This window comes from Streptomyces sp. NPDC044033 (assembly GCF_056434425.1).
Window position 1 is genome coordinate 24,690 of sequence record NZ_JBWKFF010000031.1, and the last position, 16,003, is coordinate 40,692.

General features: G+C 73.4%; 12 protein-coding genes. 5 read left to right on the top strand and 7 right to left on the bottom strand.

Translation table 11 applies throughout. The annotated features are described in order from the left end of the window. Positions 1-29 precede the first annotated feature (29 nt). From pcp to AC07AB_RS36140, 4 genes are all read right to left on the bottom strand, one after another. A complete protein-coding gene (pcp, locus tag AC07AB_RS36125) occupies positions 30-674 on the bottom strand; it encodes a pyroglutamyl-peptidase I (protein ID WP_478576120.1) in 645 nt (214 codons plus the stop codon). 110 nt (positions 675-784) lie between these two features. Next, entirely contained in the window at positions 785-1,753 is a 969-nt protein-coding gene (locus AC07AB_RS36130) for a DUF979 domain-containing protein (protein ID WP_478576121.1), read from the bottom strand. Then, complete coding sequence (locus AC07AB_RS36135; RefSeq protein ID WP_478576123.1) at positions 1,750-2,526, bottom strand: DUF969 domain-containing protein; 777 nt, start codon at positions 2,524-2,526, stop codon at positions 1,750-1,752. Before AC07AB_RS36135 ends, AC07AB_RS36130 begins: the two co-directional genes overlap by 4 nt. A 230-nt stretch (positions 2,527-2,756) precedes the next feature. Continuing rightward, a complete protein-coding gene (locus AC07AB_RS36140; RefSeq protein ID WP_478576125.1) occupies positions 2,757-3,473 on the bottom strand; it encodes a GntR family transcriptional regulator in 717 nt (238 codons plus the stop codon). 298 nt (positions 3,474-3,771) lie between these two features. On the opposite strand from AC07AB_RS36140, the gene AC07AB_RS36145 reads away from it, so the two are divergent. The 3 genes from AC07AB_RS36145 to AC07AB_RS36155 are packed head-to-tail and all read left to right on the top strand — an operon-like array spanning position 3,772 to position 6,016. After that, the gene (locus AC07AB_RS36145; RefSeq protein ID WP_478576126.1) at positions 3,772-4,536 is read left to right on the top strand and encodes a LamB/YcsF family protein; all 765 of its coding nucleotides are present in this window, start codon (positions 3,772-3,774) and stop codon (positions 4,534-4,536) included. Next, entirely contained in the window at positions 4,533-5,153 is a 621-nt protein-coding gene (locus AC07AB_RS36150) for a 5-oxoprolinase subunit B family protein (RefSeq protein WP_478576128.1), read from the top strand. The genes AC07AB_RS36145 and AC07AB_RS36150 overlap by 4 nt, the downstream gene beginning before the upstream one ends. After that, positions 5,150-6,016: a 5-oxoprolinase subunit C family protein gene (locus AC07AB_RS36155; protein ID WP_478576129.1), complete on the top strand. Its 867-nt coding sequence runs from the start codon at positions 5,150-5,152 to the stop codon at positions 6,014-6,016. The genes AC07AB_RS36150 and AC07AB_RS36155 overlap by 4 nt, the downstream gene beginning before the upstream one ends. Before the next feature lie 30 nt (positions 6,017-6,046). On the opposite strand, the gene AC07AB_RS36160 is transcribed toward AC07AB_RS36155, so the two are convergent. Both AC07AB_RS36160 and AC07AB_RS36165 read right to left on the bottom strand, forming a co-directional pair. Further along, on the bottom strand, positions 6,047-9,643 hold the full coding sequence (locus AC07AB_RS36160) for a hydantoinase B/oxoprolinase family protein (protein ID WP_478576130.1): 3,597 nt from the start codon (positions 9,641-9,643) through the stop codon (positions 6,047-6,049). A 154-nt stretch (positions 9,644-9,797) separates the two neighbouring features. After that, positions 9,798-11,225, bottom strand: a complete 1,428-nt coding sequence (locus tag AC07AB_RS36165) for a HEAT repeat domain-containing protein (protein ID WP_478576131.1) — start codon at positions 11,223-11,225, stop codon at positions 9,798-9,800. A gap of 321 nt (positions 11,226-11,546) precedes the next feature. On the opposite strand from AC07AB_RS36165, the gene AC07AB_RS36170 reads away from it, so the two are divergent. Beyond that, the gene (locus tag AC07AB_RS36170; RefSeq protein WP_478576133.1) at positions 11,547-12,998 is read left to right on the top strand and encodes a PP2C family protein-serine/threonine phosphatase; all 1,452 of its coding nucleotides are present in this window, start codon (positions 11,547-11,549) and stop codon (positions 12,996-12,998) included. A 66-nt stretch (positions 12,999-13,064) separates the two neighbouring features. On the opposite strand, the gene AC07AB_RS36175 is transcribed toward AC07AB_RS36170, so the two are convergent. Further along, complete coding sequence (locus tag AC07AB_RS36175) at positions 13,065-14,564, bottom strand: DNA-binding protein NsdB (protein ID WP_478576135.1); 1,500 nt, start codon at positions 14,562-14,564, stop codon at positions 13,065-13,067. A 234-nt stretch (positions 14,565-14,798) separates the two neighbouring features. Between AC07AB_RS36175 and AC07AB_RS36180 the strand changes: the two genes are divergently transcribed. Next, entirely contained in the window at positions 14,799-15,935 is a 1,137-nt protein-coding gene (locus AC07AB_RS36180) for an aminoglycoside phosphotransferase family protein (protein WP_478576137.1), read from the top strand. The last annotated feature ends 68 nt before the right edge of the window (positions 15,936-16,003 follow it).

Below are 16,003 nucleotides of genomic sequence, written 5' to 3' on the forward strand. Positions count from 1 at the left end.
AACGGACGAAACGGCACGGGGTGAACGGGTCAGTGTGTGGCGCCGCCCACAGCCCGGATGTCCTCGGTGCGGGTCGCCGCGGTGACGGTGATCACACGCAGGGCCTCGGCGGTGACGGCCACCGGCAGCGAGGGCAGGAGCTTGTCGGTGACCTGCTCGGGGGCGAACGGCACGTGCACGAATCCGCCGCGCAGGCCGGGCCGTTCGGTCGCGGCGAGGTGCATCAGCGCGTAGAAGACCTGGTTGCAGACGAAGGTGCCGGCGGTCTGCGACACGGACGCGGGCAGCCCGGCCGCCCGTACGGCCGCGACGCACGCCTTCACCGGGAGTGCGGCGAAGTAGGCGGCGGGGCCGCCGGGCACGATGGGCTCGTCGACGGGCTGGGCGCCCGCGTTGTCGGGGATGCGGGCGTCGTCGATGTTGACGGCGACGCGCTCCACGGTGATGTCGGGGCGGCCGCCGGCCTGTCCGACGCTGATCACGACCTCGGGGTCGTGGGTCTCGACGGCGGCGCGCAGCGCGTCGACGGCGTCGCCGAAGACGCAGGGCAGGCAGGCGGTGGAGAGCTCCACCCCGTCCGGCGGGTTGTCGGCGACGGCGCGCACGGCTTCCCAGGCGGGATTGGTGCCCTCGCCCCCGAAGGGTTCGAATCCGGTCAGCAGTACCCGGGTCATAGGGGGCTCCAGGGGGTCGGGCACGGTGGTGCGGGAGGAACGGGTGGTGGGCGGGCGCGGCCGCAGGTCGGCGCGCCGTGCGTCAGAAGGCGTGCGTCAGAAACCGTGCGTCAGAAGGCGAAGGCGTACATGATCACGATGTTGCAGACGAGCAGCGCGCCGGCGGTGGGCAGTTGGGCCTTGATGGGCCCGTACTGGTCCTTGAGTTCCAGGAGCGCGGCGGGTACGACGTTGAAGTTGGCGGCCATGGGGGTGGCCAGTGTGCCGCAGAAGCCGCAGAGCATGCCGATGGCGAGGACGACGGCGGGTTCGCCGTGGGACTGCTGCACCAGGACGGGCCAGCCGACGGCCGCGGTCATCACGGGGAAGGCCGCGAAGCCGTTGCCCATGACCACGGTGAACAGGAACATGCCCGCGCAGTAGACGATGACGGCGATGAGCACCGAGCCGTCGGGCAGCACCGACTTGGTGATCTTCCCGACCTGCTCGCCGACGCCCGAGACCGAGAAGATGGTGCCGAGGGTGGCCAGCAGCTGCGGCAGCAGCATCGCCCAGCCCATCGCCTCCAGCATGGCGCGGCCCGCGTGCAGGGGGGTGGAGATCTTCTTCTCGCGCATCATCATCATGGCGACGATGAGCGCGACGACGGCGCCGATGCCGAGCCCGAGGATCGTCTCACTGCCCGCCTGGAGGACGGGTTGGCCGCCGATGCGCAGCTTCTTGACGCCGACCGCGCAGATCAGGGCGACGACGGGGATGGTGAGGGCGGGGATGAAGATCTTGCTGCCGAGCCGGTCGGCGCTCGCGGTCCGCTCCTCGGGCGTGCTGGTACGAACCTTGCCGCGGCCGGTAAAGCCGAAGCCCGCGAGGCAGACCATGACGAGGACGGCCACGCCCAGCGGCTCGGGCGGCGCCGACTTGTCGACGACCCAGGTGCTGTAGACGAAGCCGAGTCCGAGCAGGCCCCAGAAGGCGGCGGTGCCGAAGCGCTTGGGGTTGGTGCGGTCGATGGCCATCTGCGCGGCCATCACCAGGAAGATCGCGCCGACCAGCCAGTAGAACCATTCTGCCTTGATCACTTGGTGGTCCCCCGTGCGCTGTTCTTGGGAGCGGTCTTCGCGGCGCCCTTGGTGGTGCTGGTGCCGGCCTCGGCGCCGCCCTTGCCGCCGTTCTTGGCGGCCGGCGCGCCGAGCTCGCGCTCCAGCTGGCGGTCGAGGCGCAGCAGCCTGCCGCCGTGGATGACGAGCGCGCACACCGCGCTCGGGATGGCCCAGAGCGCGAGCTGAAGCGGTTCGAGGTGGGTGTGGTATGTGGTGTTGACGAACCCGGTGATCAGCAGGATCGAGCCGACCGCGAGGAAGACGTCCTCACCGAAGAAGAGCCCGACGTTGTCGGCGCTCGCGGCGAAGGAGCGCACCTTCTCGCGGGCCTTGTCGGTCAGCGGCCCGTTCTTCCGCTCGGCGGCGCCCTCCGCCATGGGCGCCGCGAGCGGGCGCACCGTCTGGGCGTGGCCGAAGACGCTCTGCAGGCCGAGGGCCGCGGTGATCTGCCGCAGCAGCAGGTAGAGGGCGAGGAACCGGCCGGTGGTGAGCCCGGCGAAGCGGGTGATCAGCCGGCGGGCCTGCTCCTGGAGCCCGTACCGCTCCAGGAGGCCGATGACCGGGAGCGTGATCGCGAAGATCGTCACGGCGCGGCTGGAGGCGAAGCCGTCGCCGAAGGCGGCGATCACCTCGCGCGGCGAGAGGCCGCCGAGCAGTCCGGTGGCGATGCCCGCCACTCCGACGACCAGCAGGGGGTTGCGTCTCGTGGCGAAGCCGATGATCACCACGAGGACGCCGAGCAGAACGATCATGTGCCCCGCCTTCCGCGTTCCAGGACCTCACCTGGAGCGTGAGGAGACTGCCCCGGAGGTTAGAGGATCGTTCAACGATCAGACAAGAGCTTGACACCAGCCGCTCTCTTCGTATCGTTTCGCCTCTCGCCTCGCCCGGCGGCCGCCCCGGCTCGATCCCGGCTCGATCCCGGCTCGATCCCGGCTCGATCCCGGCTCGATCCCGGCTCAGCACCGGCGGTCTTCCGGGCTCATCCCCCAGCGGGCACCTCGGCGGCGTAGGCGCCCGAGAGCTGCCGGAGCGAGTCGTCCAGATATCCGGCCAGCAGCCGCTCCGCCTCGGCGACGGCGCCCGACTGGAGCGCCTCCAAGATGTGCCGGTTGCGCGAGAGGTAGGGCTCGTGGAAGCGGCGCGGATCGTCCATCACGTGGAAGACCAGCCGGAGTTCGGCGAGGACGCCACGCATCAGCTCGTCCGTTCGCGGGCTGCCGGCCAGCCCGACGAGCGCCTGGTGGAACCGGATATTGGCGGTGGACAGATCCCGCCAGGCCCGGTCGCGCGCGGCCAGCTCCCCCGCGGCGACGGCGGCCTCGACCGCGCCCAGCCGGTGGGGCGGCTCCCCGATGCCGCGCACCGCCGCGCACTCCACGAGCGCGCGCACCCGGTAGATGTCGGCCAGGTCCTCGACCGTCACGACGCGCACGAAGACCCCGCGGTTGAGCTCGTGCACCAGCAGCCGCTCGTGCGTGAGCAGCCGGAACGCCTCCCGGAGGGTGTTGCGCGAGACGCCCAGCGCGCCGCAGATGCTCTCCTCGGAGAGCCGCACCCCCGGTGGGAAATACCCCGAGGCGATCCGGTCGCGCAGTATGTCGGCGACCCGCTCCGCCGTGCTGAGCCGCCCCAGCAGCACCCGGTCGCCCTCCAGCCCGGAGACCTCGATGAGTCCCGGGTCGACCGCTTTCACCACGCCGTGCCTGCCTTTCGCCCTGACGGGCCCCGGCCGGGGCCGCGTTGACGCCAGAAGTCAATCCCAGATCGAAGGTCGAGACAACCAGAATGCGGCCCGAGGCGCCGCTCCCCTTGTCTAATCGTTCAACGATCCTCTAACTTGACGGGAAGGCCGCTCGGCCCGGCTGCCCTCCAGCGTCCTCCAGTGGGAAATCCACCGCGGACACAGACGCGGACACAGACGCGGATACGGACATGGGTAGGGATACGGGTCGGGGGCGGCCGCCCCCGACCCGGCACCTCTGGAACGGACGCACATGACCGACCCGGTGATAGACCTCAACGCCGACCTCGGCGAGGGTTTCGGACGGTGGACTCTCACCGACGACGACAGCCTGCTCTCCGTCGTCACCAGCGCCAACGTCGCCTGCGGCTTCCACGCCGGGGACCCGAGCACCATGCGCCGGGTCTGCGACCTGGCCGCCGAGCGCGGCGTCGGCATCGGGGCCCAGGTCTCCTACCGCGACCTCGCCGGGTTCGGGCGGCGCTCCATGGACGTGCCGCCGGACGAACTCGCCGCCGAGATCGCCTACCAGATCGGCGCGCTGGAGGTCTTCGCCCGCGCCGCCGGCGCCCGCGTCACCTATGTGAAGCCGCACGGCGCGCTCTACAACCGCAGCGTGCACGACGAGGAACAGGCCGGAGCCGTCGTCGAGGGGGTGCGGCTCGCGGGCGGACCGTACCCCGTGCTCGGACTGCCGGGCTCCCAGCTCCATCAGGCGGCCGGGCGCGCGGGGCTGGACGTGGTCACCGAGGCCTTCGCCGACCGCGCGTACACCGCGGCCGGCACCCTCGTCCCGCGCCGCGAGGCGGGCGCCGTGATCACCGACCCGGACGCCGTCGTCAAGCGCTCCGTCACCCTGGCCCGCGAGGGGTCGGTGGTCTCGGCCGGCGGCGACGTCGTGCGCGTGCGCGCCCGCTCCCTGTGCCTGCATGGCGACACTCCCGGCGCCGCGGCCCTCGCCCGCCGGGTACGGGCCGAACTGGAGGCCGCGGGCGTGCGCGTGGCGGCCTTCGCGTGAGGACCCTGCCCGTCGGGGACAGCGCCCTGCTCGTCGAGCTCGACAGCGGCGCGGCCGCCGAGGCCCTGCACGCCGAGCTGCTGCGCCGGGCCGCCGCGCACGAGCTGCCCCCCATCCGCGAGATCGTCCCGGCCGCGCGCACGGTGCTGCTCTCCGGGCTCGCCGAGCCCGCCCGCCTCGCCGCGGAGCTGCCCACCTGGACCGTCCCGCCGCTCGCCCGCGACCAGCGCGGCGCCCTCGACATCGCGGTCCGCTACGACGGCCCCGACCTCGCCGACGTCGCCGAGCTGTGGGACACCTCCCCCGAGGCGGTCGTGCGGATCCTGTCCGACACCGAATTCCGCGTCGCCTTCTGCGGCTTCGCCCCCGGCTTCGGCTATCTCACCGGTCTGCCGCCCCGGTACCACGTGCCGCGCAGGGCCACCCCCAGGACCCGGGTCCCCATCGGCTCCATCGGCCTCGCGGGCCCGTACGCCGGCGCCTACCCGCGCCCCTCGCCGGGCGGCTGGCAGCTCGTCGGCTCCACCGACGCCGTGCTGTGGGACCACTCGCGGGAGCCCGCGGCGCTCTTCGCCCCGGGTACCGCGGTCCGCTTCGTACCGGAGGCCGCCCGATGAGCCGCCGCGCGATCACCGTCGTACGGGCCGGCGCGCTCAGCACCGTCCAGGACCTGGGACGGCCCGGCCACGCCCACCTCGGGGTCGGGCGCTCGGGCGCCCTCGACGAGCCGGCGCACCGGCTCGCCAACCGGCTCGTCGGCAACCCCGCCGAAGCGGCCACCGTGGAGACGACGCTGACGGGGTGCGCCGTACGGGCGCGCGGCGCCGTGACGGTCGCGGTCACCGGCGCGCCCTGCCCGGTCGCCGTGGACGGCCGCCCGGTGGCATGGGGAGCGCCCGTGCGCGTACCGGACGGCTCCGTGCTCGACGTCGGCGCGCCCACCCACGGGCTCCGCGGCTATCTGGCGTTCTCCGGCGGGATCGACGTCGCGCCGGTGCTCGGCAGCCGTGCCACCGACGTCCTGTCCGGGCTCGGCCCGCCGCCGCTGGCCGACGGAGCCGTCCTCGCGCTCGGCCCGGCGCACCCGGCGCCCGCCGGCGCGGACGCGGTGCCCTTCCCGGGCCCCGCACGGGAGTTGGTGCTGCCGGTGCTGCTCGGGCCCCGGGACGACTGGTTCACCCCCGCGGCCCTGCGCACCCTGGCCTCGGGCGGCTTCTCGGTGTCCGCGGCGAGCAACCGCATCGGGATGCGCACCGAGGGGCCGGCGCTGGAACGGGCCGAGGAAGGCGAACTCCCCAGCGAGGGCATGGTGCTGGGAGCGGTTCAGGTGCCGCCCGACGGCCGGCCGGTGCTGTTCCTCGCCGACCACCCCACGACCGGGGGCTACCCCGTCGTGGGCGTCGTACCGGAGCGGTGGCTGGCGGGTGCCGCCCAGGCGGTACCGGGAACCCCCGTCCGCTTCGTGCCCCGGCGGCCCTGACCGGCCCCGTCCCTACACCCCCGGCGGCGGTCACGCGGCGCCGTAGCCACCGCCGCCGGGGGTGCGGACGACGAGCACGTCCCCCGCCCGCGCCTCCGTCACATCGCAGCCGGCCAGCGGCTCCACCGAGCCGTCCGCCCGCTCGATGAGGTTCTCGCCCCGCGCGCCCGGCTCACCGCCCGCCATGCCGTACGGCGCGACCCTGCGGTGACCGGTGAGCAGCGCGACGGTCATGGGCTCAAGGAAGCGGACCCGCCGCTCCACGCCCCGGCCACCGTGCCACCGGCCGCGCCCGCCGCCGTCCGCCCGTACCGAGAAGCTCTCCACCCGCACCGGATAGCGCCACTCCAGCACCTCGGGGTCGGTCAGCCGGGAGTTGGTCATATGGGTCTGGACGGCGTCGGCGCCGTCGAAGCCGCTGCCCGCGCCGGAGCCGCTCGCCAAGGTCTCGTAGTACTGCGTGCGGTCGTTGCCGAAGGTGACGTTGTTCATGGTGCCCGACCCCTCCGCCTGCACGCCGAGCGCCGAGTACAGGGCGCCGGTGACGGCCTGCGAGGTCTCCACGTTCCCGGCGACGGTGGCCGCCGGGAAGACCGGTGCGAGCATCGACCCCTCGGGGATGAGCACGGTGAGGGGTTTGAGGCAGCCGCCGTTGAGCGGGATGTCCTCGGCCACGAGGGTCCTGAAGACATAGAGCACGGCCGCCGTCACCACCGAGCTGGGCGCGTTCGCGTTGCCCCGCTGCTGCGGTGACGTCCCGGCGAAGTCCAGTACGGCGCTGCGCCGCGCGCGGTCCACGCGCAGCGCTACCCGGATCACCGCGCCGCTGTCCGTCTCGTAGCGGCAGGATCCGTCGTGGAGCCCCGCCACGATGCGGCGCACCGACTCCTCCGCGTTGTCCTGCACGTGCCCCATATAGGCCCGCACCACGTCCAGCCCGAACTGCCCGACCATGCCGCGCAGTTCCTGGACGCCCTTCTCGTTGGCGGCGATCTGAGCGCGCAGGTCGGCGATGTTGGCGTCGGGCGCGCGGGAGGGGTACGGGCCCGAGCCGAGCAGTTCGCGGGTCTCCTCCTCGCGGAACCGGCCGTCGCGGACCAGCGGCCAGTTGTCGAAGAGGATGCCCTCCTCCTGGATCGTGCGGCTGAAGGCGGGCATCGAGCCGGGGGTGATTCCGCCGATCTCCGCGTGGTGGCCGCGCGAGGCGACGAGGAAGAGCAGTTCCTCGCCCGGCTCGTCGAAGACGGGCGTGATCACGGTGACGTCCGGCAGGTGGGTGCCGCCGTGGTAGGGGTCGTTGATGGCGTACACGTCGCCGGGCCGTATGCCGTCGCCGTTGCGCCGCAGCACCTCCTTGATGGAGTCCGCCATCGAGCCGAGGTGCACCGGCATGTGCGGGGCGTTGGCGATCAGGTTGCCGTCGGCGTCGAAGAGGGCGCAGGAGAAGTCGAGCCGCTCCTTGATGTTGACGGAGTGCGCGGTGCTCTCCAGGCGCAGCCCCATCTGCTCGGCGATGGTCATGAAGAGGCTGTTGAAGACCTCCAGCATGACCGGGTCGACGTCGGTGCCGACGGCGGCGGCGCGGGGCCTCGGCCGTACGCGCGTGAGCAGGAGGTGGCCCCGGCCGCCCATGGCCGCCTGCCACCCGGGGTCGACGACGGTGGTGGCGTCGGGCTCGGCGACGATCGCGGGGCCGGTGAGGGTGTCGCCCGAACCCAGGCCGGCGCGCTCGTACAGCGGGGTGTCCTGCCACCGGCCCGCCGCGAAGGTCCGTACGGTCGCGAGGGGCTCCAGCGCCCCTTCGCGCTCCGCTGCCCCGACGGCCTGGCCTGCCGTGCCGCCCGCCGCTCCGACCGCCTCCACCGACACCGCCTCGGCGACGATCGGCTTGTCCATGGCGAAGCCGTACCGGGCCCGGTGGATGCGCAGGAACTCCTCGGTCATCGCGCCGACCTCGTCCAGCGGTACGGCGAGGCCCGCGTCCGTGCCCGCGTAGCGCAGCTGGACCTTGGCCGACGTGGTGAGGGCCCGCTCCTCGACGCCGTCCGCGAGGAGGTCGGCGCGGGTCCGCCCGGCCAGCCGCTCGGCCTCCGCGCGCAGTCTGGGGAGCGTCTCCTCGCTCAGCTCGATCTCGACGGACTGCTCGCGCATCGCGGTGGCGTCGGCGACCCCGATGCCGTAGGCGGAGAGCACACCGGCGAACGGCGGCACGATCACCGTGGTGACGCCGAGGGCGTCGGCGACCGCGCACGCGTGCTGGCCGCCGGCGCCGCCGAAGGTGGTGAGCGCGTAGCGGGTGACGTCCCGGCCGCGCTGCACGGAGATCTTCTTGACGGCGTTCGCCATGTTGAGCACGGCGATCTCCAGGAACCCGGCGGCGACCTCCTCGGGGCCGCGGCGGTCGCCCACCGCGTCCGCGACCTCCTCGGCGAGTGCGGCGAACCGCTCGGCGACGGTCTCCGCGTCGAGCGTCCGGTCCCCGTCGGGCCCGAACACCGCCGGGAAGTGGTCGGGCTGCACCCGGCCCAGCATGACGTTGGCGTCGGTGACCGTCAGCGGGCCGCCGCGCCGGTAACTGGCGGGGCCCGGATCGGCCCCGGCCGAGTCGGGGCCCACCCGGTAGCGCCGCCCGTCGAAGTGCAGGACGGAGCCGCCGCCCGCCGCCACCGTGTGGATGTTCATCATGGGGGCGCGCATCCGCACTCCGGCGACCTCCGTGCCGAAGACCCGCTCGAACTCCCCCGCGTAGTGCGACACATCGGTGGAGGTACCGCCCATGTCGAAGCCGATGACGCGGTCGTGGCCGGCCTCGGCGGCGGAGCGCGCCATGCCCACGACGCCGCCCGCCGGCCCGGACAGGACCGCGTCCTTGCCGCGGAAGTGAGCGGCCTCGCGCAGCCCCCCGTTGGACTGCATGAACATCAGCCGTACGCCGCGCAGTTCGCTCGCGACCTCCTCGACATAGCGGCCGAGGACCGGGGAGAGGTAGGCGTCGACCACCGTGGTGTCGCCGCGCGGTACGAGCCGCATCAGCGGACTGACCTCGTGCGAGCAGCTGACCTGCGTGAAGCCGAGGCGGCGGGCCTCCTCTGCGGCCTCCCGCTCGTGCGCGGCGTAGCGGTAGCCGTGCAGGAAGACGACGGCCGCGCTCCGGTAGCCGTCGCGGCGCGCCGCGCTCAGCTCCGCGCTCACCGCGTCGAGGTCCAGCGGCCGTACGACGCCGCCGTCGGCCCCGACCCGCTCCCGGGCCTCGATGACCCGCCCGTACAGCGCGTCGGGCAGCACGATGCGGCGGTCGAAGAGGCGCGGCCGGTTCTGGTAGGCGATGCGCAGCGCGTCCCGGAACCCTTCGGTGGTGACGAGCACGGTGGGCTCGCCCTTGCGTTCGAGGAGGGCGTTGGTGGCCACGGTGGTGCCCATCTTGACCACGGCGATCCGGTCCGCGGGGACCGGTTCGCCGGGGCCGAGCTCCAGGGCCAGCCGGATACCGGCGACGGCGGCGTCCCGGTACCGCTCGGGGTTGTGGGACAGCAGTTTCCGCGTGTGCAGGCTGCCGTCCGGCCGCTTGCCCACCACATCGGTGAAGGTGCCACCGCGGTCGACCCAAAACTCCCAGAGCCCTGTCATCCGGCCATTGTGGCAGCGTCGTTCGCCGTTGTGCGGGAGCGTTCCCGGCCCGGGCGGGCGGGTTCTCCGGGTGGCTGTCGCCCCGTCCGGTCGGCCGTCCGGCCGCTCTGTTGACGGCTGGTCGGTTCCGTGGCCCCGGCCGGCCGTCCAGCCGCTACACCGCGGGCGCGTCCGGGCCGATGCGGCTGCGTACCGCGGTCTGGACCTCGGCTTCCTCGGCCGGGTCCGCGGCGAGCCGGCGGAGCTGGTCGACGACGCGGTCGTCCGCGGTGGCGGCGTGCCGGGCGGCCAGCTCGCGGGTGGTCTCCTCGCAGTCCCACAGGCACTCGACGGCGAAGCCCGCCGCGAAGGAGGGGTCGGTGGCGGCGAGCGCGCGGGCGGCGCGGCCGCGCAGATGGGAGGAGGACGTCTCGCGGTAGACATGGCGCAGGACGGGCGCGGCGCAGCCGATGGAGAGGCGGCCGGCGCCGTCGACGAGGTCCCACAGGACGCCGGCGTCGGGGCCCTCGGTCCGTACGGTCCGGCGCAGCGCGCCCAGCACGGGCCCGGCGTCGTACTGCGCGCCCCGGCAGGCCAGCATTCCGGCCGCGGCGTCGCCGAGGCCGTCGGTGCGGTGCAGCCAGGCCCGGGCCCGTACCAGGGCGGCGGTGCTGCGCATCCGCTCGAACGCGGTGACGGCGGCGTCCGAGACGAGGGTGCTGGGGTCCTCCGCGGCGCTCTCGATGAGGTCGAGGGCGCGCGGGTCGTGGTGCTCGGCGAGGTAGCGCAGGGCCGTGGCGCGGGCGGCTTCGGGGCCGGTGACCGCGGCCTCGATGATCTCCAGGCGGTCCTCGGGGCCGGCGACGGCGGTCAGGCAGCGGGTCGCGGGGACGTGGCGGTGCTGGGTGGGGTGCATGTCCAGGCCCTGCTGAGCCCAGTCGAGGACTTCCCGGACGCTCCAGCCCGGGCCGGGGCCGGCCGGCCGGAGCTGGCGTCGCCAGCGGTCGAAGGAGCCCTGTTCGCCGGCGGCGCGCACCCGGGCGGCCGTCGCCGGGGAGAAGGTGTCGTCGGCCCATAGCCGCCAGGGTCGCGGCTCGAACGCGTCGCGTACGGCGGCGGTGAGGGCCGCTTCCCCGTCGGGGGTGTGCGGGAATCTGGCGAGGATGAGCTCGCCGAGACCGGCCAGGCCCGTGTCGTCGTCCCTCAGGGCGAGCTCGTCGAGGGCCCAGGCCCAGCTCGTGCCGGTGGCGGCGTAGCGGCGGAGCAGCAGCAGCGCGTCGCGGCGGCCGTAGGAGGCGAGGTGGCCGAGGACCGAGAGGGAGAGGCCGGTGCGCTCCTCCTGGGGGTCGAGGAGGTCCTCGGGGTGGAAGAGGTGGTGTTCGATCTCGTCCAGCGGGCCGTCGAGCTCCATGTGGAGGCGCGCGTAGTAGAGCGAGCGGTTCTCGACCTGCCAGTCGCGCCGGGGATCGCGGAGCACGCAGTGGTGCAGCGCGGCGAGCGCCTCGGCCCGCGGGGCCGCGAGGGCGTGCAGGGTCCCGTCGCCGCGGCCTCGCTGCAGGAGGCCGAGCAGGGTGCCGCTGGGCGCTATGTCTGGATCGAACATGGGGTCAGCATCCGGTGCGGGGACTTCGGTGGCAACGGGATTTCCGTCGTCCGGCATTCTTGCCGGTGTCCACCCGTCCTATGCCGGGTGAACAGTGCGGACCTCGTTGCTTCCGCGCGGCGCAGCCTACCCGGAACAGTGGATTCCGCGGAGTTCCGGTCAGCGCTTACCGGCCGGGCCAGTGGCATATGTCAGAAGCACCACCGTATCGGGTAGCGCCGAATCCCTTACGCGGCATCGCTCCCTGTGCAACAGTCGTAACCGGCCCACTTCGCAGATCCGCCCGAGCCGGCAGCGCCGCGCGTCAATCGGAGTACGTACATGCCGTCCCCCCTCTTCGCGGACCGTTCACCCGCCCAGCCGCCGGAGCGCGGCGCGGTGGACGCCCTCATCTCGCAGACCCGCAAGCTCCGCGGCGGCGTCGACGCCGTCCGCCGGGAGACCGCGGTGGACGAGGAGCAGCTGGACGATCCGCAGGTCCGCTGGCAGCGCGCGCTGTGCGAGCTGGCCGTGCATCACCTCGACGACCTCGGCGCACACCTCGGCCAGCTGCGCGAAGGGGTGCCCGCCGAGCTGCTGGAGCCGGAGCCGTACCGGCCGCCGCTGCCCGCCGCACCGCCCGAGCCGGAGCGCGGGTCGCTGCTCAAGCGGGTCGGCAGCGCCGAGTGGAATCTGCTGACCGACGACGTGACCTGGTCCGAGGAGCTGTTCCAGATCTTCGGCCGGAGCCGCGCGGACGGCGCGCCGACCCTGGACGAGCTGTCCTCCTGCCTCCACCCGGAGGACCAGGAGCTGCTAACGGCCAGGGTCACCGACTGCCTGGTGGACGGCAAGCCGATCGACGACGAATTCCGCATCCTGCGCCCCGACGGCGGCCGGCGCACGGTGCACATGATGGGCGAGCCCGTGCTCGCCTCCGACGGCAGCACGGCGTCCATGTGGGCGGTGCTGCGCGACGTCAGCGAACTGCGGCGAAGCCAGCGCGCGGTGCACGAGAGCCGTGACTCTCTGCAGCGTCAGCGGCACATCGCGCGGACCGAGCACCGGCTCGCGGTCGAGTTGCAGGAGGCCGTACTTCCGCCCTGGCGCGGTTCCCTGCGGCTCCCGCAGGGCGGTCCGGCCTCCCTCGACCTCGCCGGGCACTACCTCCCTTCCTCGACCAGCGCCCTGGTCGGCGGCGACTGGTTCGACGCGCTCCAACTGCCCGACGGGCAGACCCTGCTCAGCGTCGGCGACCTCACCGGGCATGGTGTGAGCGCCACTTCCGGCGTGGCGATGCTGCTCGGCGCGCTGCGCGGGATGGCGGTGGCCGGCGCAGCGCCCGGTCCGCTGATGGGCTGGCTCAACCAGATGCTCGACGCCTCCGCGCAGCCCGCCCTGGGCAGCGCGATCTGCTGCCGGTACGAGCCCGTCGCCCGCACCCTGTCCTGGTCCCAGGCCGGCCACCCCGCGCCGCTGCTGTTCCGCGACGGGACGGGGCGCGCCCTCCAGCCGCCGGAGGGCGTGCTGCTCGGCGCGACCTCCGGCGCCCACTACGCGCAGGCCGAGGAGCGGTTGCTCCCCGGGGACCTGCTCGTGCTGCACACCGACGGACTCTCACCCCGCAGCCCCGAACTGGATGTCGACAGGGGCCCGGACCGGCTGCTGGCCCTCGCCCCGCGGCTCGCCGCCGCCCGCGGCGCACAGGAGTGCGTACGGGCCGTGGTGGAGGAGTTCGGCGGCGAGGAGCGGGAAGACGACGCGTGCGTGCTGATCGCGCGCGTCGGCCCATAGCCCGGCCCCCGAGGCGGCCCGGCCGCGGTCGATACGGCACGCGGTCCCTGGTGTGCTGCCCGCGCCTCACACCGGGGTGCTCCGGCCCTGCGGCCCGCTCTTCGGCGCTTTCGGCAGGGCCTGCCGGATCTCGGCGCGCAGCTCCCGGACGCTGCCGTCGCTCGCGTACCGCCCGGTCAGGCGGTACATCTCGCGCAGCCGGTCCCAGGTGCGGTGGGACGAGGTATGGCCGATGGTCTCCAGCGCCTTACGAGCGTACCGGTCGGCCTGCTCCGGGTCACTGCCGATGAAGCAGGCCGACGCCAGTGAGATGTAGTCGAAGACCTTCGACCGCTCGCGGTCTTCCCCCCGCAGCTTCAGCGCCGTCTTCGCGTGCCACTGCGCGACGCCCGCCGCCGACGGATCTCGCTCCGCGAGTGTGCGGAATGCCAGGGCCTGCATGCCGTGCATGTCCGCCTCGTCGAACATCTGCATCCAACTCGGCGGCGGCACATCGCCCTTGTCCGCGGTGAAGAGCTCCTCCGCCCTGCCCAGGGTGCGGCGCGTGGCCTGGCCCCGGCCCATCGACGCCTGGGCCCACGCCTCGATGGTGCAGAACATCGCCCGGGTACGCGGCAGGGCTTCCTCGCCGGAGCCGTGCTGCGCCAGTTTCATGAGGTCCAGTGCCTCGTCCGGGCGGCTGAGGTGGATCATCTGGCGGGCGGCACGGGAGAGCGCCTCGCCGGCCCGCGGCCGGTCGCCGCCCTCGCGGGCCGCGTGAGCGGCGATCACGAAGTACTTCTGGGCGGTGGGCTCCAGGCCGACGTCGTGGGACATCCAGCCGGCGAGAACCGCCAGATTGGCGGCCACCCCCCACAACCTGCGCTGCAGCTGCTCGGGGTGGTGGTAGGCGAGCATGCCGCCCACCTCGTTGAGTTGGCCGATGACGGCCTTGCGCTGCAGGCCGCCGCCCCGGGACGCGTCCCAGACGCGGAACACGTCGACCGAACTCTCCAGGGCGTCGATCTCCTGGGACCCCACGGGGGCCGCTTCGTACCGGTCGTAACTGGCCGGATCCGATGTCATCGCGGACAGGGAGGACAGCGGGTCGTCGAGGCGGGGGGCGTCGGAGGCCAGGGTCTGATCGGATTTCAGCCAGTCGTGCAGTGTGCTGCTGAGTGCGGAACCTGTGGCGAGCGCGGCGCCCGCGCCCACCAAGCCACGTCGATTGAGCATGAGGTCCATTCCCGTGAATTCGGTGAGGACCGCGGCCGTACGCCCGGGGGGCCAGTGCAGTCCGTCCGCGGACTGCTTCTTCCCTGCACGCCCCTGCTTCGCGAAGCCGAGGTCCTCAGTGGTCACGACACGACCGAGACGCTCGGTGAAGAGGGCGGCCAGCACCTTCGGCACGGGGTCGCGGGGGCGCTCCCCCGTGTCGATCCAGCGCCGCACCCGCGAGGTGTCGGTGGCCAGCTGCGGGTGGCCCATGGCCGCCGCCTGCCGGTTCACCATCCTCGCGAGCTCCCCTTTGGACCAGCCGGCCAGGCCGAACAGGTCCGAAAGTCGGGTGTTGGGTTCCCTCATCACGTCAAGCCCCCAGGTTCCTCGGCTGACTTGAAGGTATCGGCCCGTCATGGGCCACGCGAGTATTCGCCAGGCTTCGCCAGGGTGCGCCAGATGGTGTGCCACCCGCGGGCGGGTGTCGTGTAGGAACGCGCCACCCGGGCCCGGCGGTCGGACCGCATTCCCCAGGGTGCCCATGGCAGCCGGGGCCGGGGGGCGCACGCAATTCGTCGGCACACGAAGGGATCTGTATCGCCCATGTACGCAGCATCGTCCTCCGTGTCCGCTCCGCCCCGGCCCTACCGACCACCGCCCGCCGGCGGCGGGCCCTATCTCGACCCCACCCATGCCGCCGGAGCGGGCGTCGTCCCCGGTTCCCCCGGCGTCGTCCCCGGCGGACGACTCAAGCGGCCCCAGGGGGCGGGCCGCTCCCAGCCGCTCAGTGGGAGAATCGACTTGTCCGGCCCGCAGGGCGCCCAGCTGCGCGCGGCCATCGCCTCGGTGCACCGCATCTGTCCGGAGTTCAGCCCCGTGCAGGTCCTGCGGCACAGCGGCCGGTCCGTGATCCTGATCGGCACGACCGGGCGCAGCACAGCGGTCGCCAAGTGTTTACTGGACCACTCGCCCGTCTGGGCCGAGCGCTTCCAGCACGAAATAGCCGCATACCGCGCGTTCGTGCGGCACCGTCCGCCGGTGCGCGTCCCCCGGCTCATCGCGGCCGACCCCGACAACTGCGCCCTGGTCGTCGAGCGGATGCCCGGGCGGGTGACGGCCTCGCAGCGGCATCCGGTCGAGGCGCCGCCCCGCGCGGACGTACGGGCGGCGCTCGGCGCCGTGCACCGGATCAACCAGTGGCGGCCCCCGGCCGGCCTGTTCGAGATGCCGCTGGACTACGGCAAGCGCATCGCCCGCTTCCATGAACTGGGGCTGCTGACCGACCGGGACCTCGGCGATCTCCAGCAGCTGCTGCGCGGGCTCTCCCACGCGCAGGGGCAGTTCTGCCACGGCGACGCCCTGCTCTCGAACATCCTCCTGTCCCCCGCCGGGCCGGTGCTCGTGGACTGGGACCAGGCAGGCTGGTATCTGCCGGGCTATGACCTGGCCACCTTGTGGACCGTCCTCGGCGACGCTCCCGTGGCGCGCCGTCAGATCAGCCAGCACGCCCAGCAGAGCGGTTCCGCCGCCCGGGACGCCTTCCTGGTGAACCTGATGCTGGTGCTGACCCGCGAGATCCGCACCTATGAGACGGCCGTGCAGCGCACCATGCACGACCCTGCCCCGGCGGCTCCGGGCGGGGCCGAGAGCGGTGAGGAGCAGCGGTTGCTGCTCCGGCGGCTGCACGACGACTGCGCGCTCGCACGGCGTGCCGTGCGAGCCGCGGTCGGCACCCGCTGACCGGGCCGGGCCCGGCCTCTTCGCGGCGCGTCACCGGTCTGGACCTGTGACGCGCCGCAGGTCTGTGC

Coding starts and splice junctions, on each gene's coding strand:
- pcp (WP_478576120.1), bottom strand. CDS start 674: ATGACCCGGGTACTGCTGACCGGATTCGAACCCTTCGGGGGCGAGGGC.
- AC07AB_RS36180 (WP_478576137.1), top strand. CDS start 14,799: ATGTACGCAGCATCGTCCTCCGTGTCCGCTCCGCCCCGGCCCTACCGA.
- AC07AB_RS36135 (WP_478576123.1), bottom strand. CDS start 2,526: ATGATCGTTCTGCTCGGCGTCCTCGTGGTGATCATCGGCTTCGCCACG.
- AC07AB_RS36155 (WP_478576129.1), top strand. CDS start 5,150: ATGAGCCGCCGCGCGATCACCGTCGTACGGGCCGGCGCGCTCAGCACC.
- AC07AB_RS36170 (WP_478576133.1), top strand. CDS start 11,547: ATGCCGTCCCCCCTCTTCGCGGACCGTTCACCCGCCCAGCCGCCGGAG.
- AC07AB_RS36165 (WP_478576131.1), bottom strand. CDS start 11,225: ATGTTCGATCCAGACATAGCGCCCAGCGGCACCCTGCTCGGCCTCCTG.
- AC07AB_RS36145 (WP_478576126.1), top strand. CDS start 3,772: ATGACCGACCCGGTGATAGACCTCAACGCCGACCTCGGCGAGGGTTTC.
- AC07AB_RS36160 (WP_478576130.1), bottom strand. CDS start 9,643: ATGACAGGGCTCTGGGAGTTTTGGGTCGACCGCGGTGGCACCTTCACC.